The 25214-nt window shown below is 40.8% G+C and carries 21 protein-coding genes, 1 pseudogene and 1 riboswitch; of the genes and pseudogenes, 14 read left to right on the forward strand and 8 right to left on the reverse strand.

Annotated features, from left to right (window positions below; genetic code table 11):
* Positions 1–256: 256 nt before the first annotated feature.
* The 7 genes from purF to purE all read right to left on the reverse strand — a co-directional run bounded on the left by purF (position 257) and on the right by purE (position 7283).
* Positions 257–1675, reverse strand: coding sequence for an amidophosphoribosyltransferase (purF, locus tag NSQ14_RS03035; protein ID WP_051988979.1), 1419 nt, complete (start codon positions 1673–1675; stop codon positions 257–259).
* Positions 1660–3876: a phosphoribosylformylglycinamidine synthase subunit PurL gene (gene purL / locus NSQ14_RS03040; protein WP_326973994.1), complete on the reverse strand. Its 2217-nt coding sequence runs from the start codon at positions 3874–3876 to the stop codon at positions 1660–1662. Before purL ends, purF begins: the two co-directional genes overlap by 16 nt.
* On the reverse strand, positions 3860–4546 hold the full coding sequence (purQ, locus tag NSQ14_RS03045; protein ID WP_034767977.1) for a phosphoribosylformylglycinamidine synthase subunit PurQ: 687 nt from the start codon (positions 4544–4546) through the stop codon (positions 3860–3862). The genes purL and purQ overlap by 17 nt, the downstream gene beginning before the upstream one ends.
* On the reverse strand, positions 4543–4797 hold the full coding sequence (gene purS, locus NSQ14_RS03050; RefSeq protein WP_346216847.1) for a phosphoribosylformylglycinamidine synthase subunit PurS: 255 nt from the start codon (positions 4795–4797) through the stop codon (positions 4543–4545). The genes purQ and purS overlap by 4 nt, the downstream gene beginning before the upstream one ends.
* On the reverse strand, positions 4790–5509 hold the full coding sequence (purC, locus tag NSQ14_RS03055) for a phosphoribosylaminoimidazolesuccinocarboxamide synthase (RefSeq protein WP_326973997.1): 720 nt from the start codon (positions 5507–5509) through the stop codon (positions 4790–4792). Before purC ends, purS begins: the two co-directional genes overlap by 8 nt.
* A 174-nt stretch (positions 5510–5683) precedes the next feature.
* Positions 5684–6811: a 5-(carboxyamino)imidazole ribonucleotide synthase gene (purK, locus tag NSQ14_RS03060; protein WP_326974010.1), complete on the reverse strand. Its 1128-nt coding sequence runs from the start codon at positions 6809–6811 to the stop codon at positions 5684–5686.
* The gene (gene purE, locus NSQ14_RS03065; protein WP_326973999.1) at positions 6795–7283 is read right to left on the reverse strand and encodes a 5-(carboxyamino)imidazole ribonucleotide mutase; all 489 of its coding nucleotides are present in this window, start codon (positions 7281–7283) and stop codon (positions 6795–6797) included. The genes purK and purE overlap by 17 nt, the downstream gene beginning before the upstream one ends.
* A 141-nt stretch (positions 7284–7424) precedes the next feature.
* A riboswitch (purine riboswitch) is annotated at positions 7425–7526 on the reverse strand.
* Positions 7527–7951: 425 nt separating this feature from the next.
* Between purE and NSQ14_RS03070 the strand changes: the two genes are divergently transcribed.
* From NSQ14_RS03070 to alr, 11 genes and pseudogenes are all read left to right on the forward strand, one after another.
* Positions 7952–8767: a pyruvate, water dikinase regulatory protein gene (locus tag NSQ14_RS03070; protein ID WP_034768082.1), complete on the forward strand. Its 816-nt coding sequence runs from the start codon at positions 7952–7954 to the stop codon at positions 8765–8767.
* Position 8768: 1 nt separating this feature from the next.
* Entirely contained in the window at positions 8769–11432 is a 2664-nt protein-coding gene (gene ppdK, locus NSQ14_RS03075; RefSeq protein ID WP_340499277.1) for a pyruvate, phosphate dikinase, read from the forward strand.
* Positions 11433–11881: 449 nt separating this feature from the next.
* Positions 11882–12036 (forward strand): annotated as a pseudogene (locus NSQ14_RS03080) (IS1595 family transposase); the annotation flags it as partial.
* A 203-nt stretch (positions 12037–12239) separates the two neighbouring features.
* The gene (locus tag NSQ14_RS03085; RefSeq protein ID WP_034767992.1) at positions 12240–12749 is read left to right on the forward strand and encodes a helix-turn-helix domain-containing protein; all 510 of its coding nucleotides are present in this window, start codon (positions 12240–12242) and stop codon (positions 12747–12749) included.
* 265 nt (positions 12750–13014) lie between these two features.
* On the forward strand, positions 13015–13467 hold the full coding sequence (locus NSQ14_RS03090) for a YueI family protein (RefSeq protein ID WP_034767994.1): 453 nt from the start codon (positions 13015–13017) through the stop codon (positions 13465–13467).
* An 843-nt stretch (positions 13468–14310) separates the two neighbouring features.
* Positions 14311–14601 carry an Asp-tRNA(Asn)/Glu-tRNA(Gln) amidotransferase subunit GatC gene (gene gatC, locus NSQ14_RS03095; protein WP_034767996.1) on the forward strand — a complete coding sequence of 97 codons (291 nt, stop codon included), beginning with the start codon at positions 14311–14313 and terminating at the stop codon, positions 14599–14601.
* A 12-nt stretch (positions 14602–14613) separates the two neighbouring features.
* A complete protein-coding gene (gatA, locus tag NSQ14_RS03100) occupies positions 14614–16071 on the forward strand; it encodes an Asp-tRNA(Asn)/Glu-tRNA(Gln) amidotransferase subunit GatA (RefSeq protein WP_346206977.1) in 1458 nt (485 codons plus the stop codon).
* A gap of 12 nt (positions 16072–16083) precedes the next feature.
* Entirely contained in the window at positions 16084–17514 is a 1431-nt protein-coding gene (gene gatB, locus NSQ14_RS03105; RefSeq protein WP_041846992.1) for an Asp-tRNA(Asn)/Glu-tRNA(Gln) amidotransferase subunit GatB, read from the forward strand.
* Positions 17515–17792: 278 nt separating this feature from the next.
* A complete protein-coding gene (locus NSQ14_RS03110) occupies positions 17793–18347 on the forward strand; it encodes a thioredoxin family protein (protein WP_322090812.1) in 555 nt (184 codons plus the stop codon).
* Positions 18348–18567: 220 nt separating this feature from the next.
* Positions 18568–19392, forward strand: coding sequence for an aldo/keto reductase (locus NSQ14_RS03115; RefSeq protein ID WP_251246349.1), 825 nt, complete (start codon positions 18568–18570; stop codon positions 19390–19392).
* A 349-nt stretch (positions 19393–19741) separates the two neighbouring features.
* Entirely contained in the window at positions 19742–20920 is a 1179-nt protein-coding gene (gene alr, locus NSQ14_RS03120) for an alanine racemase (protein ID WP_346216848.1), read from the forward strand.
* Positions 20921–21079: 159 nt separating this feature from the next.
* Here alr and NSQ14_RS03125 read toward each other — a convergent pair whose 3' ends face one another.
* On the reverse strand, positions 21080–22528 hold the full coding sequence (locus NSQ14_RS03125) for an NAD-dependent succinate-semialdehyde dehydrogenase (RefSeq protein ID WP_428831585.1): 1449 nt from the start codon (positions 22526–22528) through the stop codon (positions 21080–21082).
* Between the two features lie 166 nt (positions 22529–22694).
* On the opposite strand from NSQ14_RS03125, the gene NSQ14_RS03130 reads away from it, so the two are divergent.
* The 3 genes from NSQ14_RS03130 (at position 22695) to NSQ14_RS03140 (ending at position 25169) form a co-directional block, all read left to right on the forward strand.
* Positions 22695–23612 carry a diacylglycerol kinase gene (locus NSQ14_RS03130; RefSeq protein WP_034768033.1) on the forward strand — a complete coding sequence of 306 codons (918 nt, stop codon included), beginning with the start codon at positions 22695–22697 and terminating at the stop codon, positions 23610–23612.
* Positions 23613–24134: 522 nt separating this feature from the next.
* The gene (locus NSQ14_RS03135) at positions 24135–24488 is read left to right on the forward strand and encodes a flagellar basal body rod protein (RefSeq protein WP_216405927.1); all 354 of its coding nucleotides are present in this window, start codon (positions 24135–24137) and stop codon (positions 24486–24488) included.
* Between the two features lie 45 nt (positions 24489–24533).
* Positions 24534–25169: a PspA/IM30 family protein gene (locus NSQ14_RS03140; RefSeq protein WP_041846995.1), complete on the forward strand. Its 636-nt coding sequence runs from the start codon at positions 24534–24536 to the stop codon at positions 25167–25169.
* Positions 25170–25214 lie beyond the last annotated feature (45 nt).

Consider the following 25214-nt stretch of genomic DNA (forward strand, 5'->3'; position numbering starts at 1 on the left):
AGTATAAATTTTTCAATTTCTACTTTCCTAACGCATAAGTGCTCTTGCGGCTCTGCTCTCGCCTAAAGGCTCGGACGCCCGAGTTTTCTTTACCGGTTTATCATAAACCGAATCATCTAATTGTTGAAAGTGAGCGTACGAATTTGTTCATTTCCTTTACAAAATTTCCTGCAGGGTTGAGTTTGCAGACTTGCCGGAAATCTATGTGTTACTAGATAAATCAGGACTCATTGTAAGGATACATTCTAAATTTTCATTAAAAATCAAATCCTCTTGTTGTTCCAACGGCAAATGTCTCGCGTTCTGTCGGGTATTTACCGGTAAAGCAGGCAAGACAGCTCCCTTTCATGCCACCGCTTTGCTCTCTTCCCAGTGCTTTCAACATGCCTTCCACACTTAGAAAAGTTAAAGAATCCGCACCGATGATTTGCCTGATTTCTTCCACCGATTTATCGCCGGCAATCAATTCTTCCCGAGAGGAGGTATCAATCCCATAGAAACAAGGATGCTTGATTGGTGGGGAGCTGATGACGACATGAACTTCCCGGGCGCCGGCTTCTTTGAGCATCCGCACAATCCGTCGACTGGTCGTCCCGCGAACGATTGAATCATCAACCATAATGACCCGTTTTCCTTCGACAACCCCACGGACCGGGGATAATTTCATTTTTACTCCTTGTTCGCGGAGTTGCTGGGTCGGTTGGATAAATGTTCGCCCAACATAGCGATTTTTGATGAGACCTAATTCATACGGAATGCCGGATTCTTCCGCATACCCGATGGCGGCAGAAATGCTTGAATCAGGAACACCGGTGACGACATCCGCATCAATGGGCGCTTCAAGTGCCAATTGCTTTCCTAAGTTTTTTCTTGCAGTATGGACATTCATTCCTTGCAAATCACTGTCCGGTCGGGAAAAATAAACATATTCCATCGTACATAAGGACATTTGCGTCTGCGTCGTAAATATTTCAGAACGGATTCCATCATGATTAATAATCAGCATTTCACCCGGTTGGACATCCCGGATATAGTCAGCGCCAACAATATCAAAAGCACAAGTTTCCGAAGCTACAACATAGGAATCCCCCAGTCTTCCGATTGATAAAGGTCTTAAACCATAAGGATCAAGAGCGACAATTAATTCTGTTTCGGTCATAAGTAAGTAGGCATACGCACCTTGCAGCATGTTCAAGGCAGCTTTCATTTGATCGATGAATTGCGTTCGTTTGCTTCTTTTAATTAAATGGGCAAGTACTTCTGTATCGGAAGTCGTTTGAAAAATACTGCCTTCCGCTTCCAATAAAGATCTTAGCACTGTTGCGTTGGTCAAATTCCCGTTATGGGCCAGAGCAAGGCTGCCGGTTTGTGATTTGAACAGGAGCGGCTGGACATTTTCCGGTCCACTGCCGCCTGCTGTTGCATATCGAACATGTCCAATGGCACCTGTTCCCTGCAAATCATCCATATCATTTTTAGAAAAAACTTCAGTAACTAAGCCCTCACCCTTTTTTATATGAATTTGTTTTCCGTCGGTAACAGCGATTCCTGTCCCTTCTTGACCGCGGTGCTGGAGACTTTGCAAGCCGTAATAGGTGATATGAGCGGCATTATGATGTCCCCAAACCCCAAAAACTCCACATTCTTCATTTAATCCCCTTAGTTCAGCAAGCATGGGATCGCCCCTTTCCATGCTTTTTTGATTTTTTCTGCCTCTACTTTGACGACCGTTTCATTATTAACGGAAATTTGTAAAATAGGTTCGGCTGTAACTCTGCCGATAAGTTTGGCAGATACGAAACGTTCGAATTGCTCCCGGTTTTCTTCTTTTACCGATAAAATAAACCGTGATTGCGATTCACTGAATAATTGAGTGACGGCTTCACCTTGGAGTTCAACATCAGCTCCAATTCCGTCTGCCCCAACGATACATTCACTAAGCGCCACTGCAACTCCGCCTTCACTGACATCATGGCAAGAGGCAACAAGTCCGGCACGTATCGCTGTAAGTATTTGCTCTTGGTATAAAGCCTCCACATCTAAGTCAAGTAACGGGGATTTTCCAAATATTTCTCTATAGATAAGTTTTTGCAATTCACTACCACCAAATTCCGGTTTTGTTTCTCCAAGGAGATAGATTAAATCTCCCGCCTGTTTAAATTGTTGGGTAGTAATATGATTAAGATCTTGAATTAATCCCACCATACCAATAACCGGTGTCGGATAAATCGCAGTGTCGTTCGTCTCATTGTAAAGAGATACGTTCCCGCTAATCACCGGTGTTTTTAAAACACGACAAGCTTCACTGATTCCGTCGGCAGCCTTTTCTAATTGCCAAAAAATTTCCGGATTTTCCGGACTGCCGAAATTTAAACAATCGGTAATGGCGAGCGGTTCGCCACCGGAGCAAACGATATTTCTTGCTGCTTCACTGACTGCAATTTTTCCGCCGGTTTCCGGGTCTAAATAAATGTACCGGGAATTACAATCTGTCGTCATGGCCAATGCTTTTCTTGTGCCGCGAATACGAACAACGGCACCATCGGAACCGGGAGCTACAACGGTATTTGTCCGTACCATGTAATCGTATTGGTTATAAACCCATTCTTTGCTGGCAATGGTTGGTTGTTGTAATAACTGTAACAATGTTTCCTCGATATTTTCTACTTTCGGAATTCGGTTTTCCATTTTTTGAAACGTCCGATAATAAGCCGGTTCTATTGATGGTTTGTAGTAAACCGGTGCATCTTCACTTAAGGCATCGGCGGGTACTTCGGCAACAACTTCTCCGTGATGAAGAAGGCGTAACATTTTATCATCTGTGACTCGTCCGATGGCCACAGCTTCCAACCCATATCTTTTAAAAATATCGATAATTTCTTGCTCTCTTCCATTTTTTACGACAAGGAGCATACGTTCTTGGGATTCAGAGAGCATCATTTCGTATGGTGTCATTCCGGTTTCACGTTGAGGAACCAGGTCTAAATTCATCTCGATTCCGGATCCGGCTTTACTGGCCATTTCCGCGCTCGAACTGGTAAGACCGGCTGCACCCATGTCTTGAATACCAACGAGTGCATCGGATTTAATCACTTCTAAACAAGCTTCAAGTAGTAATTTTTCCATGAACGGATCACCGACTTGTACGGCCGGGCGTTTTTCTTCGGATGCTTCCGTTAACTCTTCTGAAGCAAAAGTGGCCCCGTGGATACCGTCACGACCGGTTTTGGCACCGACATACATGACCGTGTTTCCGACACCATGTGCTTGCCCTTTTTTTATATCTTCATGATTGAGTATGCCGACGCACATCGCATTAACAAGCGGATTCCCCTCATAGCAAGCATCAAATTGGATTTCCCCGCCAACTGTTGGAATCCCAATACAATTTCCATAGCCGGCAATTCCGGCAACCACTTCTTCAAATAAATATTTTCCGCGTGCATTCTTCAATTCGCCAAAACGTAAGGAGTTGAGGATGGCAATTGGACGGGCGCCCATCGAGAAAACATCACGGATAATCCCGCCGACACCGGTGGCCGCTCCTTGATACGGTTCGATGGCCGATGGATGATTATGGCTTTCAATTTTAAAAACAACGGCCTGATTATCGCCAATATCGACAACCCCTGCGCCTTCCCCGGGTCCTTGTAAAACGTGCGGACCGGTAACAGGGAATTTCTTTAAGATCGGTTTCGAGTTTTTATAACTGCAATGTTCCGACCACATAACAGAAAAGAGTCCAACCTCGGTGTAGTTAGGCAACCGTCCAAGAATCTTTTCAATCCGGGAGAATTCTTCATCGGTCAAGCCCATTTGACTGTAAACTTTTTCTGCCTTAATTTGTTCCGGACTCGGTTCAAGCTTTAATTGCATGGGATTCCCTCCATTGATTAACAATTGATTGGAAAAGCTTCAATCCGTCATGACTACCTAAAAGATTCGCCACCGCCCGTTCTGGATGGGGCATCATACCAAGAACATTTCCTTGCTTATTCATAATCCCGGCAATGTTTTCGATACTGCCGTTTGGATTTTCGTTGTGATAGGTAAAAACAATCTGGTTATTGGCTTTTAGTTTTGCTAAAGTTGTTTCGTCACAGTAATAATTTCCTTCCCCGTGAGCGATTGGAATTTCGATTATTTCTCCGGGAGCATATTGATTCGTGAACATGGTGTTCGAATTTTTTACTTCAAGGAGAACGGGCCGACAAATGAATTTCAGGCTATCGTTGCGTCGCATGGCTCCCGGAAGAAGACCGGCTTCAAGCAAAATTTGGAACCCATTGCAGACACCTAAGACCGGTTTTCCAAGTTCAGCAGCTTTGACGACTTCATTCATCACGGGACTGAAGCGGGCGATGGCACCGGTCCGCAAATAATCGCCGAATGAGAAGCCACCCGGGAGGAGAATGGCATCAAAGCGGTCTAAATTTGTTTCATCATGCCAGACATATTCCGCTTCTTCACCGAGTTCATCAATAACCGCATGGTACATATCAACGTCACAGTTAGAGCCGGGGAAAACAATCACGGCAAATTTCATTGGGGCACACACTCCTCAATTTCATATCGATAATCTTCAATAACCGGATTGGCAAGCAATTTTGAACAAATTTCTTCAATCATTGCGTCTAATTGATCTGCCGATTCCCCAATCGTTAGTTCCATATATTTTCCGATCCGAACATCATTGACATCGTCGTAACCCATCATACGGAGCGATTTTTTGACAGCAGTCCCTTGAGGGTCGAGTACACTTTCCTTCAACGTAACATAGACCTTTACCTTATACATGTTGTTTTCCTCCCAGTCTTTGTAAAATCGTTTCATAGGCGTCAATTAAATTGCCGAGGTCTTGACGAAATAGATCTTTATCTAACTTTTCATTTGTATCGATATCCCAAAGCCGGCATGTATCCGGGGAAATTTCGTCGGCAAGCAAAATATTGCCGTCCGCATCTACGCCAAATTCCAATTTAAAATCGACCAGCTTTAAACGGCATTCTTTAAAAAACTCGGTTAATATGTCATTGATTTTCAAGGCTGAGGTTTTTAAAGTTTCGATAACATCTGTGCTTGCAATTTCCAACACTTCAATTTGGTCATCGGTAATCGGCGGGTCACCGAGTTCATCATTTTTTAGGCAGAACTCGACAATCGGGCGTTTCAACCTTTTCCCTTCATCGACTCCGAAACGTTTTGAAAAACTCCCGGCCGCATAGTTTCTGACGATGACTTCAAGTGGAATGATTTTTACCCGTTTGACTAATTGTTCGTGGTCGGAAATTTTTTTTATAAAATGATTGGCAATTCCTTTTTCTGTTAACAGGAAAAAAAGCAAACTGGTAATCTCGTTATTTAAACGACCCTTTCCGGTGATTTCGGCTTTTTTTACACCGTTAAAAGCGGTGGCAGAATCTTTATACTCAACCCAAACAATATTTTCGTCTTCGGTTGCATAAATTCGTTTAGCTTTTCCTTCATATAAGGCCTGTTTTTTGATCATTTTATTTCCCCCGTATTTATTTTTTTCCGGCAGTTATGTTCTTGAAGTAGGTGATACAAATGGTGAATGCACCGAGAAGTTTAGCTGTTACAAGTGAATGGATTTACCAAGTAATGTTTTCCTCCAGTTCTTGTCAGAAATGACTTTTTCCCGGTCCCGGGTCCCCGTTAGGATTCACCAAATATTGTTTTCTTCCAGTTCTTGTAAGGCTTCATCTGTATCGTTACATAGACGGGTGAGATGCCCCATTTTTCGTCCCGGTTTTGCTTCGTTTTTTCCGTATAAATGAATCTTCCAATGTTTAAAATGATGAAGATTTTCCAGCAATGGTTCGAGATGTTCGCCTAAAATATTCACCATGACAGCCGGTTTCAAAAGTGCCGTTGAACCGAGCGGCAAATTACAAATGGCCCGAATATGTTGCTCGAATTGGGATGTCATGCAGGCTTCAATCGAATAATGACCGGAGTTGTGGGGTCTTGGTGCGAGTTCATTTATATAAATTTCTCCATCTTCCGTAACAAACATTTCTACTGCCAATGTGCCAATTAAATGAAGAAACTCAGCAATTTTTTTAGCAGCCGCCATCGCTTTTTCTTCCGTTTCTTTATCAATTCGTGCCGGAACGATGGTTTGATGTAAAATATTGTTGCAATGAATATTTTCAGCGACTGGAAAGACCGCCGTTTCCCCATCCGGATTTTTTGAGACAATTACTGAAACTTCTTTTGTAAACGGAATCCATTGTTCTAACACACAAGGTCCGGTGGAAAGTAAGGAGGCTGCAAAAATCCGATCATGTTCCGTTTTTATGACCAACTGTCCTTTGCCGTCATATCCGCCTGTAGCCGTTTTTAAAACAGCAGGATATCCTAGATTTTCCAGTCCGTGTTCGAGTTCCGTTTGATTGAGAATGACCTCATATGGGACAACAGGGACCCCAGCCTTCTGAATGGTTGCTTTTTCATAAATTCGGTTTTGGGTTACCCGTAAAATTTCCGTTCCTTGGGGGACATATGCATGTTTTGTTAACCAACTCAGTGCATTCGCGTCAATATTTTCAAATTCATAGGTGATGACGTCACTTTTTTCAGCCAGTATTTTAACGGCTGTTAAATCATTGTAAGCTGCCACAATTTGTTCATCAGCTACTTGACCGCATGGACTATTTGGCGTCGGATCAAGGACGATGACGCGAAAACCTATTGATTTTGCCGCTAATGTCATCATTTGTCCGAGTTGACCTCCGCCGATCACACCAATTGTTTGTCCAGGTAAAATCGTTTTAAACAAGCTGATCACTACTTTCCAGGACACTGTTTTTTGCTTCTTCCCGCAACCGATGAAGTTTTGCGGCGATTTCGTTGTCAAAGGCAGATAAAATTTGTGCCGCAAGCAGTCCGGCGTTCTTTGCACCGGCAACACCGATTGCGACCGTTGCGACAGGGACTCCGGCAGGCATTTGGACAATTGATAATAGCGAATCCAATCCATTTAATGCCTTTGATTGAACAGGTACGCCAATAACGGGAAGTGTCGTTTTGGCGGCAACCATACCGGGTAGATGGGCAGCTCCACCGGCTCCGGCAATAATCACTTTCAAGCCTTCATCTCTTGCCGTTTCTGCAAAAGAGAACATGAGGTCCGGTGTTCTGTGAGCCGAGACCACTTTTTTTATATAAGGAATTTCCAATTGTTCAAGTACATCACATGTATGTTTCATTGTTTCCCAGTCCGATGTGCTTCCCATAATGACTCCGACAAGTGGCTTCACAAGTGTTCCCCTCGATTCTTTAAATAGATAAATAGAAAAACCCGGAATTGACAACCTCCCTCACTAAGAGAAAGCAGTCAATACCGGGTCAGGAAAGAGGACATACGGCAAAAATATGCACAACATGTCCGGGATAATCCGTTTTGAACTACTTTCTCTCATAGTCCAATGATTTACGGTCATTGGGTAGAGACTTATGGGCCATATTCCCATCATTATATGAGAGAAAACATATTTGTTTTGAATTCAAGTATATCTTAACAATTACAGAAGGACTTTGTCAACGGAATTATCGAACATTAAAAATTAATTTTGCATAAATGTTCGGTTTTTGTGATTAAAAATGATCTTTTCTTTCTGTTTATAAAAAGAAGGAAACGAACTTATGCTGATTGTGACACTTTTTAAGAAAAAGGAGAACAAGTTAATTTGTAGTTCATAGATTAGAAGGAAGTTTTGACGGTTATTTTGGTGGAACTTTATTATTTTGCAAAAAAGACAACTGATTTTTTGACAAATATGATATACTAATTATAAAATATAGTATCACATTTATATGATGAATCAAAAAAATGATGGAAAATAATAAAAAATGTGTGATATAATGTGACCTGTAGTTAAATAAAGTTAGCTTGTTCACTAGAATTTTAATAAAGGGGGAGAAAGTTATTACCCGACAAAAAGTAGTTCATGTTGTATCAGATTCAGTCGGCGAAACAGCGGAATTAGTCGTAAAAGCTGTTGCCAGTCAATTTAACGGAGGTCATGTGGAAATTAATCGGCATTCGTTTATTGAATCTACTCAAGACATTGATGAAGCAATAAATTCAGTTGATGAATTGAATTCACTGATTGCTTACACTCTTGTTATCCCTGAGCTAAAGGAATATTTAGATCGCCGTTCGGCTGAAAAAGGTATTTTTTCTGTTGACTTGCTTAGCCCGCTCCTTCATGTATTTGAGGACTTTTTTAAACAGGAAGCAAAACATCAGCCAAAATTAATTAGGCGAATGGATGAAGCGTATTTTAAAAAAATTGAGGCCATCGAGTTTTCGGTCAAATATGATGACGGGAAAGACCCTCGTGGTTTAAAATGGGCTGATTTGGTTTTAATTGGTGTTTCCCGTACATCGAAAACACCGCTTGCCATGTATCTGGCCCACCACGGATATCGGGTGGCCAATGTTCCGATCGTTCCGGAAGTCGCGCCGCCAAAAGAAATTTTTGAAATTCCGAGAAGCAAATGTGTCGGTTTAACAATTAGCCCGGAAAAGTTAAATGAAGTCCGTAAAGAACGATTGAAATCCATGGGGTTAAATGCAGAGTCAAACTATGCAAGTATGGAACGAATTTTTGAAGAATTGGATTATGCCGACAGGATCATGAAACGGATTGGCTGCCCAATTATTGATGTTTCGAATAAAGCAATTGAAGAGACAGCCAATTTAATCATACATACTTTGAAAAGAGGAAGGGGACTGTAGAATGGAGAAATATGTCTACTTGTTCAATGAAGGAAACAGTGATATGCGCAACATCCTTGGAGGAAAAGGTGCTAACTTGGCTGAAATGACCAATATCGGTTTACCGGTTCCATTCGGTTTTACCATTTCAACACAAGCTTGCAATGATTATTATAAAGCGGGTAAAAAAATATCGGATACGGTTGAACAACAGATTTTAGTTGCACTCGAACAACTTGAAGAAAAAACCGGGAAAAAATTAGGAGACGTGACGAACCCGCTGCTTGTTTCCGTCCGATCCGGTTCCGTCTTCTCCATGCCGGGGATGATGGATACGGTGTTGAATCTCGGCATGAATGATGAAACGGTTAAAGCGGTGGCAAGACTGACAAATAATGAACGATTTGCGTACGATTCATACCGTCGCTTTATTCAAATGTTTAGTAATGTGGTGTTAGGAATTGACCTTTTTTATTTTGAACAATTTTTAGAAGAAACAAGGGAGAAAAAAGGGTATAAGGTTGATCCGGAATTAACGGCGGAAGATTGGCAAGAAGTAATTGCCGGCTACAAAGCGATTGTGAAAAGGCAGAAAAAGATTGAATTCCCGCAAAATCCGCAAGAACAATTGTTTTTAGCAATCCGTGCCGTATTCGATTCTTGGAACAATCAACGAGCCATTGTTTACCGTCGTATTCATAAAATCCCGGACAGTTTGGGAACAGCTGTAAATGTACAAAGCATGGTTTTCGGAAATATGGGAAATGACTCCGGTACCGGGGTGGCCTTTACCCGTAATCCATCTACCGGTGAGCATCAACTATACGGTGAATATTTAATGAATGCTCAAGGGGAAGATGTTGTGGCCGGCATCAGGACGCCTGAAGCGATTCATGTTTTAGAAAAAGAGATGCCGGATGTATATAAAAAACTGTTGGCAACTTGCCAATTATTAGAAAAACATTATCAAGATATGCAAGATATTGAGTTTACTATAGAACGCGGTGAATTATTTATTTTACAAACAAGAAACGGAAAACGGACGGCACAAGCGGCTGTTCAAATTGCCGTTGATATGGTTCGGGAAGGGATTATTGATAAGGAAACGGCAATTTTACGGGTTGATCCCGAACAGCTAAATCAGCTACTACATCGGAGAATTGATCTAACGGCTAAGCGAGTACCACTGACAAAAGGACTTCCGGCGTCACCGGGTGCAGCAACGGGAGCGGTTGTCTTTGATGCAGATGAGGCGGAACAACTTGGGAAAGAAGGGAAAAAGGTGATTCTTGTTCGTCCGGAAACAACGCCGGATGATATTCACGGAATTGTCGCAGCCGAGGCTGTTGTCACGAGTCGCGGCGGGATGACGAGTCATGCTGCTGTTGTGGCGAGAGGAATGGGGAAAGCTTGTATTTGCGGCTGTGAATCTTTGAAAATAGATTTGAAGAATAAGCTGTTTACGGTTGGCGATACCGTTGTCAATTATGGGGATATAATTACAATTGACGGTTCGACCGGGGAAATTATGCTTGGCGGAGTAGCAATGATTGAACCGCAATTGTCTGAAGAATTTAAGTTGTTACTTTCCTGGGCGGATCAAGTTCGAGAAATCGGTGTCCGTGCCAATGCCGATAACCCGGTAGATGCCCGGAAAGCTTTCGAATTCGGAGCCGGCGGGATAGGGTTATGCCGTACCGAGCATATGTTTATGGACCCGAAACGCATCCCGATAGTGCAAAGTATGATTTTGGCTGAAAACTATGAGGATCGTACGGTTTTCCTTGATCAATTGCTCATCATGCAACAAGGCGACTTTGAAGGAATTTTTGAAGCGATGGAAGGTCATCCGGTTACCATTCGTTTGTTGGACCCGCCAATGCATGAATTTTTACCGGATAAAGAGGAATTATTGGTTGAAGTGACCAAATTGCAATTAACTGCACCGGATTCACCGGAGTTAGCCGAGAAAGAGCGGCTGTTGAAAAAGGTGAATCAATTGTCTGAATTTAATCCGATGCTTGGTCACCGCGGTTGTCGTTTGGGCATTATTTACCCGGAAATATATGAAATGCAAGTTCGGGCTATTATTAATGCAGCAGTGAAAGTAACGGAAAAAGGAATACCGGTCAAACCGGAAATCATGATTCCACTTGTTGGTCATGTCAATGAATTAAAGCGGATGCGCCAACTTGTTGAGGAGACGGCAGAACAAGTGATGAGTGCTACAGGTGTTTATTTTGATTATTTAGTTGGAACGATGATTGAAGTGCCGCGGGCCGCATTAACTGCCGATCGAATTGCCGAGCAAGCGGATTTCTTCTCTTTTGGGACGAACGATTTGACGCAAACAACATTTGGTTTTAGCCGCGATGATGCAGAAGGAAAATTTTTACAAACATATATTGAACAAAAAGTACTGCCGGAAAATCCGTTTGCCGTATTGGATCGGGAAGGTGTCGGCAAGCTGATTGAAATGGGGGTCACGCTCGGTCGAAAAACGAAGAGTAACTTGAAAACCGGAATATGTGGCGAACATGGCGGTGAAAAGAGCTCGATTGAATTTTGCTATTTAGCCGGTCTCGATTATGTCAGCTGCTCACCATACCGCGTTCCGTTAGCTCGTCTTGCCGCGGCACAAGCGACGATTCAACATCGAGGGAGCATTGTGGAAGCAGTTAGATAATATACGAAGGAATGAAGTTGGAAGCCTTGTAGCAGGGGCTTCCTTTTTTAAAAAGATAAGAAAGTATAAAAATACAAGTAAATAGCTTGAAATTAATTTTATTGTCTAGCTCCGAGCGCCAGCGACTGAGAAACTAACTCCCCTTTAATGTGCTCCTGCGCCATAGCCTATTCGAGGAAGCGGATGTTCAGCTCGTCGCAAAGCTTCATGAAGTATATCAAGGAAGATTACTCATGAAGTTCACTCTAGGAGTAGCTTCACTACGATAAGTCAACATCGGCTCGTCCCTCGCCGTGTTTCCTTTTCCTCGAAAATGCATTCGCATTTTCTTCGTGCGATGCCTATTCGGGGAAGCAAATCTGTTCTCATTGCGGGGCGCTCCAGTTTGTACGTCGCTAAGCGGGCGCTCTGCGCTTTTCTTAAAGGCTATGTCACAACATATGGTTTGCAACTATCTTGTATGGAACAACCTTGTAAACTATGCCAAGCCAAGGAAAGTGATATAGAGAAAAGGAACATCTTTTTGACTTTCGTGTTGGCCAAATTGAAAACAGATAAATGTAGAGATTTATCAAACAGACCAGCAGTTCCACTGGTCGCATAAGAATTATACAAATCATAATTTGTCTTTTTGTTGGATAAATAGAAGATATATAGAACAATTTTACGAGCTTAAGTTCTTCCTCACTAATATACCCAACAGCTTACCACGACTATAAATCTTGAATGTTAATATGCGTTGCTTGTAGCAACGGGCAGTTCCTCATACAATAGTGGTAACGACTGAAAGAAAGGAGGTTATCCCTAATGTTAAGCGAAAACATTAAAGCAATCAGAAAATCAAAAGGACTTTCGCAAGAAGAACTTGCTATCAAGCTGAATGTGGTGCGACAAACAATCTCTAAATGGGAGCGAGGATTGTCAGTTCCCGATTCTGATATGTTAATCTCCATATCGGAAGTGCTTGAAACACCGGTAAGCACTTTGCTTGGGGAAACTGTTATTGAGTCGAAAGTTGATGACTTAAAAGCGATTTCCGAAAAACTGGAGATTATAAACTTACAACTTGCACAAAGGAAGACCACGAGAAGAAAAATACTTCATTGGCTACTTATCTCATTGTGTACGGTCATAGTAACAATTTCTGCGGTCTTAATAGTATTAAATAGTCCTTACTTAGGTTGGAATTATAATGACCCTGAAACCACCGTTATCGGAGTAATTTTTCACGCATTTGAATGGCTGTTTGTCAGATTAGCACCGATTATCCTTATAGGGGCAATCGTTGGAATTTTCTTGACACGGAAGAAAGTATAAAACTTCTCTATTTTTGGGTACAGTTCAGACTTCAAAATCCCAGATTGTAGGAGAGTTTTAATGCTCTCATACAAAAAAATCTCATTTATCAACTATTTGTTGTGACATAGCCTTTTAAAAAATAATTGGTATTGAGGGATTTTGGGAATAGAGGGCACATCAACCATTATCTTAATAATAATAAAAACCTCAGAACATGTAAATTTCTGCACAATTTATTATATAATAACTGGTAGAGGCGAAAAAAATAATAAGGGTGAACTTCATGCAGAATGGACCAAACTTAGAAGATTACTTAAACCAAGGAATATATGGGAAAAAGGAAATAAACCCCGAGGAGAAAAAGAAATTTCTTGGTACGTTCCGGGAGCGAATTGTTGTTGCCTTAACTGTAAGCCAAGTGTATAAATCAACCATATACAAAGAAGTTGAACAAGAAATGAAAAAGAACGCAAAAGCAAAGCTATTACTGAACGGTTCAGTCGACTACGAATATTTAAGTAAGTATGTGAAAATTGCAAATAAGTACAATATTCCTTTTACCATCGTTGAAAATAAGGAACATGATACCGACATAGGTCTTGTCCTTGCCCACGATTATGCGGTAGATAAAGAGAATATCTTTGTTTCGGATGAGTCTGAATCTGTAACGATTAAAGACAATTTGGACACAACTGAGAATGGCGTAAAGGGATTTTTCAAAAAATTATTTTCCTAACTTGTCATATTGAAGATTCTTCAAGCACTTATTTGTGCGTAAGGCACAGTAGTTTGTCCCATAGACCGTGAATCCGATACATCTATGGGACATTTCAGCTTATTTTTCAACTAATTTTGTCCCATACAGCTGTTCTATGAGACATTTGCTCCACTTTCTACCGCGTTTTTGTCCCATAGACCGTGAATCTGGGAATTCTATGGGACATTTTAGCTTATTTTCCCACAAAATTTGTCCCATAGAGCCGTTCTATGAGACACTTCTGTTTCAAATTCCGTCGTTTTTGTCCCATAGACCGTGAATCCGGGAATTCTATGGGACATTTTATTTTACTTTTCAACTAAATTTGTCCCATAGAGCTGTTCTATGAGACACTTCTGTTTCAAATTCCGTCGTTTTTGTCCCATAGACCGTGAATCCGGTACATCTATGGGACATTTCAGCTTATTTTTCAACTAATTTTGTCCCATACAGCCGTTCTATGAGACATTTTTGCTCCACTTTCTGTCGCTTTTGTCCCAAAGACCGTGAATCCGGTACATCTATGGGACATTTCAGCTTATTTTCCCACAAAATTTGTCCCATAGAGCTGTTCTATGAGACACTTCTGTTTCAAATTCCGTCGTTTTTGTCTCATAGACCCTCATGTAGCGCTAGGCTCACCACAGAGTTTTTTATTGTAGACCGCAATTCCGCCACATATAAAAAGAATTTTTCCCTTCTATTTCGGAAATCTTGTAAAACATGGTAAAATAGTAGATAGTTTTGCAAAATGCATTGCGAAATACGATTGCATTTGCTTCTATAGGATCATTTTTTTCTGAAAAATGTGGAGGTGAAATCATGTCCAGAATTTCAAAAGAACAAGTAAAGCATGTGGCTGATTTAGCCAGATTGTCATTCAGTGAGGAAGAAATCGAAAAGTTCACGACTCAATTGGACGCCATTATCGGTTTTGCCGAACAGTTGAACGAACTTGACACAACCAATGTAGAACCAACATCCCACGTTCTTGATATTAAAAATGTATTGCGTGAAGATGTGGCTGTTCCCGGTTTACCAAGGGAAGAAGTTTTAAAAAATGCACCAGACCATAAAGATGGACTTTTCCGTGTACCATCTATTCTTGAGTAAGGAGGGATATCCATGTCACTATTTGACCATAAAATGAGAGATTTACATGAGCTTTTACAAAAAAAGGAAGTTTCCGTTTCGGACTTAGTTGATGAGTCATTTAAACGAATTTCGGAAGTGGAAGGTAAAGTCCAAGCCTTTTTAACCTTAGATGAAGAAAATGCTCGGAATAAAGCAAAACAGTTAGATGAAAAACTTGCTGGCGGCGATTCAACCGGTATTTTATTTGGCATGCCGATCGGAATTAAGGACAATATCGTGACAAAAGGTGTTCGTACCACTTGTGCGAGCAAAATTCTCGAAAACTTTGACCCGATTTACGATGCAACGGTTATGCAAAAATTACATAATGCCGAAACAGTCATGATTGGAAAATTGAATATGGATGAATTTGCCATGGGTGGATCGACCGAAACTTCCCACTATCAAAGAACATTCAATCCTTGGAATTTAGACTATGTTCCGGGTGGGTCTTCCGGTGGTTCGGCTGCTGCGGTTGCTGCCGGAGAAGTTCCATTCACATTAGGTTCTGACACCGGTGGATCGATTCGTCAGCCGGCTGCTTATTGTGGTGTCGTTGGCCTAAAACCTACATACGGTCGCGTTTCCCGATTTGGATTGGTTGCTTTTGCGTCTTCCCTAGATCAAATCGGACCAATCACGAGGAATGTTGAAGATAATGCGTATTTACTTCAAGCGATTTCCGGTGTTGATCCATATGACTCGACCTCCGCCAATCTTCCGGTTCCAAACTATGTAGAACAACTGACCGGAGATGTAAAGGGATTACGGATTGCCGTCCCTAAAGAATATTTGGGGGAAGGTGTCCAAGCATCCGTCCGCAACGCCATTTTAGAAGCACTGAAAGTTTTAGAAAAATTAGGTGCGACATGGGAAGAAGTGTCCCTTCCGCATTCGAAATATGGCGTCGCAACCTATTATTTACTTGCTTCTTCTGAGGCGTCATCCAACTTGGCTCGTTTTGACGGGATTCGTTACGGTTACCGGGCACAAGGAGCTGAGAACTTAATTGATCTATACAAAAAGACCCGTTCTGAAGGGTTTGGTGATGAAGTCAAACGACGGATTATGCTTGGAACGTTTGCCCTAAGTTCCGGTTATTATGATGCCTATTATAAAAAAGCGCAACAAGTACGGACATTAATCAAGCAAGATTTTGATAAAGTGTTTGAAAAATATGATGTGATTCTTGGACCGACAGCACCAACACCGGCATTTAAAATTGGTGCCCAAATTGATGACCCGTTAACGATGTATGCGAATGATCTTTTAACGATTCCTGTTAATTTGGCAGGCGTACCGGGGATTTCCGTTCCATGCGGTTTTGACAACGGACTTCCAATTGGTTTACAAATCATCGGTAAACATTTTGATGAAGCGACTGTTTATCGTGTCGCACATGCATTTGAACAAGCTACTGACTATCATAAACAAAAACCACAACTGTAAGGGGTGAAAAGGATGAATTTCGAAGCTGTTATCGGTTTAGAAGTGCATGTTGAGTTAAAAACCCAATCGAAAGTTTTCTCGCCTGCACCGGCCCATTTTGGCGCAGAACCAAATACAAATACGAATGTGATTGACTTAGGTTATCCCGGCGTACTGCCAGTATTAAATAAAGAAGCGGTTAACTATGCAATGAAAGCGGCAATGGCCCTTAATTGCCAGATCGCAACCGAAACAAAATTTGACCGAAAAAACTATTTTTATCCGGATAATCCGAAAGCCTATCAAATTTCCCAATATGACAAACCAATCGGTGAACATGGCTGGATTGAAATTGAAGTCGACGGGAAGAAGAAAAAAATTGGAATTACCCGTCTTCATTTAGAGGAAGATGCCGGAAAATTATTCCACGGAAACGATGGTTATTCATTAGTCGATTTTAACCGTCAAGGAACGCCGCTCATTGAAATTGTGTCTGAGCCGGATATCCGTACACCGGAAGAAGCGTATGCTTATTTGGAAAAATTGAAATCGATTATCCAATACACCGGCGTTTCTGATGTCCGCATGGAAGAAGGTTCCTTACGTTGTGACGCCAATGTTTCCATCCGCCCAATCGGACAAGAGGAGTTTGGTACGAAAACCGAATTGAAAAACTTAAACTCGTTTAACTTTGTTCGAAAAGGTCTTGAATACGAAATTAAGCGGCAAGAAAAGGTTCTTTTATCCGGCGGGGTCGTCCGTCAAGAAACGCGCCGTTACGATGAGGCAACCGGTGAAACGATTTTGATGCGGGTAAAAGAAGGTTCTGAAGATTATCGTTACTTCCCGGAACCGGATCTTGTTGATTTATATATTGATGAGGAATGGAAAGAACGCGTTCGGCGGGAGATTCCGGAACTTCCGGATGCACGAAAAAAACGTTATGTGGAGGAACTTGGTCTTCCTGCATATGACGCAATGGTCTTGACATTAACGAAAGAAATGTCGGATTTCTTTGAAGCAACAGTTGCAGCCGGGGCAGGCGCAAAACAAGCTTCCAACTGGCTCATGGGTGAAGTCAGTGCTTATTTGAATGCTGAACAAAAAGAACTTCACGATATTGCTTTAACACCGGAAAGTTTAGCAGGTATGATCAAATTGATTGAAAAAGGTACTTTATCATCTAAATTAGCGAAAAAAGTATTTAAAGAGCTCGTCGAAAAAGGCGGCGACCCGGAAAAAATCGTGAAAGAAAAAGGACTCGTCCAAATTTCCGATGAAGCAACATTGTTGAAATTCGTCACCGAGGCTTTGGATGCCAACCCACAATCTATTGAGGACTATAAAAACGGGAAAGACCGGGCAATCGGCTTCCTTGTTGGTCAAATCATGAAGGCAACAAAAGGACAAGCCAACCCGCAGCTATTGAACAAGATTTTACTAGAAGAGATTAAAAAACGATAATATGAGATGAGGGAACCGTTTCGTTAGGCGGTTCCTTTTTTTCAGAAAAAAGTACAGCTAGAAATTCAAGCTCTTGAGGGCGAATTTAGCGGAGGTAGCCGGAAAAGAATAATAGTGTTTTTGTTCATTCAGTCACAAACAGTACATATTCAATCCCAAAAATTTTTTATTAAAATAAAATATATTTGCTCATAAAATCACAAATCAAAAGAATGTAAATTCCATCTCAAAAACTTTATAATTATAAGTACATTCAATATTTACGGTGAGGTGGTTATGTGGCAACACTTATCCAGTGGTATGAAAAAGGAATGACTTATCGACAGTATATTGATCAAATGACTGTCAATAAAGAAGAAATGCTTTCCATATACGAACGGTTTCAACTAAGTCCAGGGAACGTCGAAACTTTAAAAAATTTAAAAGGAAAGAACTTAAGAGCAATTGTAATAACCGAGGATTGGTGCGGTGATGCCATGCTTAACAACCCAATATTCATGAAGATTGCTGAAACCGCTGGAGTGGAAGTTCGGTTTCTTCTCCGTGATCAAAATCTTGAGCTGATGGATCAATATTTAACGAATGGGACGTCCAGATCAATTCCTATATACATATTTATTGATGAAAAAGGAAATGAATATGCCGTATGGGGACCAAGGGCACCGGAAGTTCAGGAATATGTTGAACGTGAGCGTGCCAAATTACCAAACAAAGAAGCACCGGAATTCTCTGAAAAACAAAAGGAAATGTATAAAGCCATGAAAAAACATTTCTTGGAAGATGAACAAGTATGGAAACAAGTCGCCACGAGCATAATAGGGAAAATAAAGTGAAACTTCCATCAGCGGGGTTCTCTTCCCACTGATGGTTAGTTGAACCAATCGGACGCATGCGGGCAGTTCGTACAACACCTATCCTTTGTAAAACTTGAAAATCTTGAGGTGTAAGGTTGTAGGACTAACTGCCCGTTAAGGTGAAAAATAGTTAATAATACGGATTTTAATTCGAGCATGGTATTATTAGATGATCATTCATGGAAGGGAAGGATAATAAATGGACTATATCACATTAAACAATGGTTTAAAAATGCCACAGTTAGGCTTTGGTGTTTGGCAAGTATCCGACGAACAAGCAACACCTGCTGTAAAAAAAGCGTTGGAAGTTGGCTATCGTTCCATTGATACGGCAATGATTTACGGAAATGAAAAAGGGGTTGGCCGGGCCATAAAGGAAAGCAATGTTCCCCGTGAAGAACTTTTTATTACAACAAAAGTATGGAATGCAGACCACGGGTATGAAAATACATTAAAAGCATTTGATGCAAGCTTGGAACGTCTTGGCCTTGATTATATCGATTTATATCTAATCCATTGGCCGACACCAAAATATGACCAATATGTCGATACATACAAAGCAATGGAAAAAATTTATAAAGACGGTCGTTCCAAAGCAATAGGTGTTTGCAATTTTGATATCGAGCACTTAGAACGCTTGCTTAATGAATGTGAAGTTGTCCCGGTTGTTAATCAAGTGGAACGTCACCCGTATTTCCAACAGAGGGAGCTCCAAGATTTTTGTGAAAAACATCATATTATCATTGAAGCCTACAGTCCGTTAATGAATGGAAAAGATGTATTAAATGATTCTGTTGTGAAAGAAATTGCGAAAGCCTATGGAAAAACAGCAGCTCAAGTCATTCTTCGCTGGCACTTGCAAACGGGGGTTATCACGATTCCGAAATCGGTCACACCTTCACGTATCGAGGAAAACTTTGATGTATTTGATTTTGAATTAACGGCGGAAGATATGGAAAAAATGACGGCATTGGACAGAAATTTACGAATCGGTGCTGTACCGAGCGAATTCAACAAGAGATAAATAAATGATTAAAAGACAGTTTGCGTGACTGTCCGATTCCAAATAATCACTTATGGTCTTCATACCTGCGATGGAGACCATTTTTTGTTAGTCGTAAGCCTGACGCATGTAACATTAAATATTTGTCGTTCTACATATTAAAGATATCCATTTTTTGGTTAGTCGTAAACTCGATGCATGAAACTCTCCAACTTTTTTCATGCTTATCGTATGAATTTTCTCCTTTGTTATTTCTTAAGAATTTATTTTTAGAATCCGAGTGTTGGGTTGTCTTTCATTTTCAAGGGGCGTATACTGATAATATTAATATTTATACACCATTTTAAAGTGCCATACTAGGAGGATCTAAATGAGTTATGGTAGTTATCGTGATGCATGGGCTGAAATATCTTTAGATGCCGTTCAACATAATGTAAAAACATTTCTTAAACATTTAAAACCTGACACGAAATTTTGTGCAGTTGTAAAAGCAGATGGTTATGGTCATGGCGCCATTGAAGTCGCTCAAGCGGCATTAGATGCAGGTGCAGCTTACTTGGCGGTTGCATTTTTAGACGAGGCAATCGAACTGCGTAACGCCGGTATTACTGCACCAATATTAATTCTTGGGTTTACACCGAAAGAGGCAGTAAAAGAAGCGATTTTAAATGATATTACCTTAACCGTTTTTACCCGGGATGTTTTGGAGAAGATTTCTCAAGTTGCCGAAGAGTCTAAAAAACTTGCCCGTGTTCATATAAAAATCGATACTGGAATGACTCGAATCGGTGTTAATCATAAGGTAGAAGCATTGGAACTTGTTACGTCCATCCATTCTGATTTTGTGGAGTTGGAAGGGATTTTTACTCATTTTGCCGACGCTGATTCGACAGATCCGACTTATACTTACCAACAGTACAAAAAATTTACTGAAGTGATCAATTTATTTGAAGAAAATCAAATTCACATTCCGATCAAGCATTGTTGTAACAGTGCGGCAACCATCGCCTTTCCGGAAATGCATATGGATATGGTTCGTGTCGGTATTAGTCTTTACGGTTTGTACCCGGCAGAACACTTGAAAGAAAAACTTCCTTCATTAAAACAAGTGATGAGCTTAAAAACGAAACCGGTATTTGTAAAAACGGTAGATGCCGGTCAACCGATTAGTTACGGATGTACATTTGCACCGGAATGTAAATCAATCATTGCCACAATTCCGGTCGGTTATGCAGACGGTTTTTCCCGATCACTTTCGAATAAAGGCCATGTGACTGTGAAAGGTGAGAGGGCGCCGATTGTTGGACGGATTTGCATGGACCAGTCAATGATTGATGTAACGGATATTCGAGATGTTCATACGGATGACGTTGTGACGATATTTGGTGACGTGAACGACGGCTTTATTTCTTTGGATGAAGTGGCCGAGCAAATGGGGACGATACACTATGAAACAACTTGCTTGATTGGAAAACGAATTCCAAGGGTATTTATCAAAAACGGGGTAACCCAAGGAGTTAAAAGTCTGCTAAATTCAGAAAATCGTTAATTTGGCTAAGTTCGATACAACAACTTGATCGTCCAACATTCTTCTTAAAAAAGCATAAATCATACGAGAGGGGCTATCCGGAAAGTCCATTTTTCGACTTTTGGCTGCCCCTTTATGTTTAAGCAGTGACTAGAAAATAGGAACTGTCACCTCTCTTTTTTAGAATTTAATAGAAACATATTTTACTTCTAAAAATTCTTCAATCCCGTGGTGGCCACCTTCTCGTCCGATACCGCTTTCTTTAATTCCTCCGAATGGAGCCTGGGCAACAGAGGGAAGTCCGTCATTGATACCGACAATGCCGTATTCCAGTCGCTCGGAAACGGTAATGGCTGTTTGTAAATCCCTCGTAAAAATATAGGCGGCAAGTCCATACGGTGTGTTGTTCGCACGTTCAATCACATCATCCACGTCTTGAAAGGAAATAACCGGGGCGACCGGACCGAATGTTTCCTCTTGCATAATTTTCATATCTTCTGTAACACCGCTGATAATTGTCGGTTGTACAAAATAGCCGTCATGCAATTCAATGACTCGACCGCCACCATATTCGATTTTACCGCCTTTCAAAAGGGCATCTTCAATATGACTTTCCACCTTTTTAAAAGCGGCCTCATCAATAAGCGGTCCGATTTGTGTTTCCGGATTTAGACCATCACCAATAACTAATTTCTTTGTCTCTGCACGGAATTTTTCTACAAATTCATCCAAAATTGACTCATGAACATAGATTCTGTTGGCACAGACACAAGTTTGCCCATTATTCCGGAATTTTGAAACCATTACCCCTTCTATTGCTTCATCCAGGTCAGCATCAGGGAAAACAATAAATGGTGCATGCCCGCCTAACTCTAATGACACTTTTTTCACCGTATCTGCGGAGCCACGCATTAACAGCTTGCCGACTTCAGTTGAACCGGTAAAAGTCAATTTTCGAACCCGTGAGTCTTTTAACCAAGCATCACCAATCTCTGCAGCATCCCCGGTGACAAAATTAATGACCCCTTTTGGAATCCCGGCCTTTTCCGCGGCTTCAGCAAGTTTCAAGGCCGTCAACGGTGTTTGTTCCGCAGGTTTGATAACCACCGTACATCCGGCAGCAAGTGCAGGAGCTACTTTTCGCGTAATCATCGCAGCCGGAAAATTCCATGGCGTAATCGCACAGACAACACCGACTGGCTGTTTCAAGACAAGTATCCGCTTATTGACAGCTGAAGCGGGAATCGTTTCACCGTAAATTCGTTTTGCTTCTTCAGCATACCAAGTAACAAAACTTGCCCCATATGTAATCTCGCCCAATGCTTCTTTCATCGGTTTTCCCTGCTCAAGCGTCAATGTTTCGGCTATTTCCGTTTTGTTATCCATTATACAATCATACCATCTTTTTAATAAATGACTTCTTTCTTCTGCTGTTTTGCCGGACCATTTTTTAAAAGCAACATGTGCAGCATCAACGGCCAGCTTGGCATCTTCCCATCCACCGTTTGGTACGGTTGCAATCTGCCTGCCGTTCGCCGGATTCATGACCGGGAATGTCTCGCCCGAAATCGCCTTGACCCACTCACCATTAATATACATACGATTTAACAAAACAGTGCGTGTCGACATAATCAAACCTCCTAAATGGGATAAGTAAATTATACTAAATATTAGAAAAATTTAACAGAAAAATGCTCAGAACAATAAAAGAGGGCTTCGGTTTACTTGCCTTGCTCGCATGATTGATATATTATGATTTATAGTTGAAAAATCACTTGTAAATGGATGATGATATATGAAAAGAGCGCGAATTATTTATAATCCAACATCAGGGAGAGAAGTTTTCAAACGGCATTTACCCGAAGTTTTGGAAAAATTAGAAGTAGCCGGCTATGAAACATCATGTCATGCAACGACCGGAGCCGGAGATGCAACTAGAGCTGCCAAAATAGCAGTTGACAGAAAATATGACATCGTGATTGCGGCAGGTGGGGACGGAACATTAAATGAAGTTGTCAATGGACTTGCCGAACAAGATTATCGTCCAAAAGTCGGCTTAATTCCGGTCGGGACAACAAATGATTTTGCAAGAGCTCTTCATATTCCACGGGATATTTTGGCAGCTACAGATATAATTATTAAAGGTGACACGATCCCAATTGATATTGGTCGGATGAATAAAAAATATTTTATTAATATTGCCGGTGGGGGTCGATTAACCGAGTTGACCTATGAAGTTCCGAGCAAGCTGAAAACAGTTCTTGGACAATTAGCATATTATTTAAAAGGTATTGAAATGTTACCTTCAATCAAAGCATCGGAAATTAAATTAGAATATGACGGAAAATTATTTGAAGGGGAAGTCATGCTTTTTTTGATTGCATTAACGAACTCAGTTGGTGGATTTGAAAAACTGGCCCCGGATGCTTCTTTAAATGATGGATTTTTTACTTTATTAGTATTGAAAAAGACAAATTTAGCTGAATTTATTCGTGTCGTTACATTAGCTTTGCGCGGCGAACATATTAATGATCCAAATGTCATTTATACAAAAGCAAGTTACATAAAGGTTACAGCACCGCAAGAAGTATTAATTAATCTGGATGGAGAATTAGGCGGTACGGCACCATGTGAATTTCAAAACTTATATCGTCATCTTGAGATCTTTGCTCCGGTTGAAAAACTCCGTCCGGAAGATAAAATGGGTATTTAATGATAAAGCGTAATATAAAAGTTTACATCTACAGGTTTCTTTTTCCAAGATAAAGTCTGGTTTCCACCGCCGGATTTGCTCTAATGAAGATAGGTCGTTGGAGGCGGGCTACTCGTAAAAGTCCGTTTGGTTCAACTAACTATTCAGTGGGGGATACCGATTCCCTCACTGAATAAAGTAATCCTATATTAATCCACAAAGTCCCTTCCGTTTTTTTTCACTATCATTTGTTCACGAAGATTCCTCATTTATATCCCATATTTTCTCTTTACTTTACCCACTGTATTTTGTTAGCAAAAAATTTCTTCCTATACAGCCCATATTTCTGCCTTTATTTTCCCCCTGTAATTTGTCAACAAAGATTTCCTTATATCCCATGTTTTTTGCCAAATCTATTCCTTCCCTATTTTAAGAACTACATGACAGTACGCCTCAAGACCTAGTACAAAATATTTCTAAAGCTCATTATCTAAAAAGTTATTTCTCGGTAAGATGGAATCAAGAAGAAAGGAGGCAATGCACATGAAAAAATTTCTGCTCTTTGTTGGAGGGCTGGCCGCTCTTCTCATACTATTAGCAAACCTTGGCCCAATCGTACTATTAGCTCTTAGTGTTTGGCTTCTGTATATTATTTTTAAAAAATTCATCAGGAGCGATTCTACACTAGGAAAAATTGGCTGGGTGATACTTGGGTTAATTGTCTTTGGAATTGCATTTTCAAACATCTATGCAATCATCGGTGTTGCTGCAGCTTTTGCCCTTTACTATATATATAAAAGTTGGAAAAAAGACGATCACGACCCAGTTGTCGGTGTGATGAAGGATGATGACCCGTTTACAAATTTCGAACGTGAATGGGCAGAACTGAATAAGTAGGGAATATTGAAATAAAGGAAATGTACAAAAAAAGGAGCGATTGGAATGGCAAATATTTTTACACGGATTAAAGATTCGATTGAGGCGGATTTACATGATGTACTAGACAAAAAGGAACAAAAAAATCCTTTGAAAGCATTGAATCAATACTTGCGGCAAGCAGAACAGGAAAAGGAAAGAGTTCATAAGTTAATTGAGCGCCAGTATAAACTAAAAGAAGAATTTACAAAAGAGTATCATAGGGCACAAGATTTTGCGGATAAACGGTTGAAGCAGGCAAAAATTGCTGAAAAAGCCGGAGAAGAAGAAATGTATACCTTCGCAATGAAGGATTATGAAGAATATCAAGCACGTGCGGAACGGATGAAAGCATCACGTCAGGAAGCGATTGAACAATTAGAGAAACTGGAACAAAAGTATGAAGAGATGAAACATCGATTAAAGGATATGCATTTGCGCAGGATGGAATTAATGGGAAGAGAAAACATTGCCCGTGCGAACCATCAAATAAATCGGGTAATGGAAAATGTTTCTGAAAAACCATTCTCTAAGTTTGATGAAATGGAGCGGTATATTGAAGTTCTAGAAAACCAAGTGAATCGTTCCTACTACCGCAGTACATTCGATAGTAAAATTGCAGAGTTGGAAAAGGAATTAAATGAAAAAGAAAACACAAATTAGTTAACAAGGACAAAAACGAGAAATAAACATGATATACTGGTATAG

It is taken from the genome of Caldifermentibacillus hisashii, from assembly GCF_039654145.1.
Classification (GTDB): domain Bacteria; phylum Bacillota; class Bacilli; order Bacillales; family Caldibacillaceae; genus Caldifermentibacillus; species Caldifermentibacillus hisashii.

Excerpts from the sequence above, each read along its gene's own strand:
- NSQ14_RS03125 (WP_428831585.1), bottom strand. The coding sequence starts at position 22,528 with ATGTCGACACGCACTGTTTTGTTAAATCGTATGTATATTAATGGTGAG.
- NSQ14_RS03090 (WP_034767994.1), top strand. The coding sequence starts at position 13,015 with ATGCAGAATGGACCAAACTTAGAAGATTACTTAAACCAAGGAATATAT.
- NSQ14_RS03140 (WP_041846995.1), top strand. The coding sequence starts at position 24,534 with ATGGCAAATATTTTTACACGGATTAAAGATTCGATTGAGGCGGATTTA.
- purC (WP_326973997.1), bottom strand. The coding sequence starts at position 5,509 with ATGATCAAAAAACAGGCCTTATATGAAGGAAAAGCTAAACGAATTTAT.
- alr (WP_346216848.1), top strand. The coding sequence starts at position 19,742 with ATGAGTTATGGTAGTTATCGTGATGCATGGGCTGAAATATCTTTAGAT.
- ppdK (WP_340499277.1), top strand. The coding sequence starts at position 8,769 with ATGGAGAAATATGTCTACTTGTTCAATGAAGGAAACAGTGATATGCGC.
- NSQ14_RS03115 (WP_251246349.1), top strand. The coding sequence starts at position 18,568 with ATGGACTATATCACATTAAACAATGGTTTAAAAATGCCACAGTTAGGC.
- NSQ14_RS03130 (WP_034768033.1), top strand. The coding sequence starts at position 22,695 with ATGAAAAGAGCGCGAATTATTTATAATCCAACATCAGGGAGAGAAGTT.
- purL (WP_326973994.1), bottom strand. The coding sequence starts at position 3,876 with ATGCAATTAAAGCTTGAACCGAGTCCGGAACAAATTAAGGCAGAAAAA.
- purS (WP_346216847.1), bottom strand. The coding sequence starts at position 4,797 with ATGTATAAGGTAAAGGTCTATGTTACGTTGAAGGAAAGTGTACTCGAC.
- purQ (WP_034767977.1), bottom strand. The coding sequence starts at position 4,546 with ATGAAATTTGCCGTGATTGTTTTCCCCGGCTCTAACTGTGACGTTGAT.
- NSQ14_RS03135 (WP_216405927.1), top strand. The coding sequence starts at position 24,135 with ATGAAAAAATTTCTGCTCTTTGTTGGAGGGCTGGCCGCTCTTCTCATA.
- gatC (WP_034767996.1), top strand. The coding sequence starts at position 14,311 with ATGTCCAGAATTTCAAAAGAACAAGTAAAGCATGTGGCTGATTTAGCC.
- gatB (WP_041846992.1), top strand. The coding sequence starts at position 16,084 with ATGAATTTCGAAGCTGTTATCGGTTTAGAAGTGCATGTTGAGTTAAAA.
- gatA (WP_346206977.1), top strand. The coding sequence starts at position 14,614 with ATGTCACTATTTGACCATAAAATGAGAGATTTACATGAGCTTTTACAA.
- NSQ14_RS03085 (WP_034767992.1), top strand. The coding sequence starts at position 12,240 with ATGTTAAGCGAAAACATTAAAGCAATCAGAAAATCAAAAGGACTTTCG.
- purF (WP_051988979.1), bottom strand. The coding sequence starts at position 1,675 with ATGCTTGCTGAACTAAGGGGATTAAATGAAGAATGTGGAGTTTTTGGG.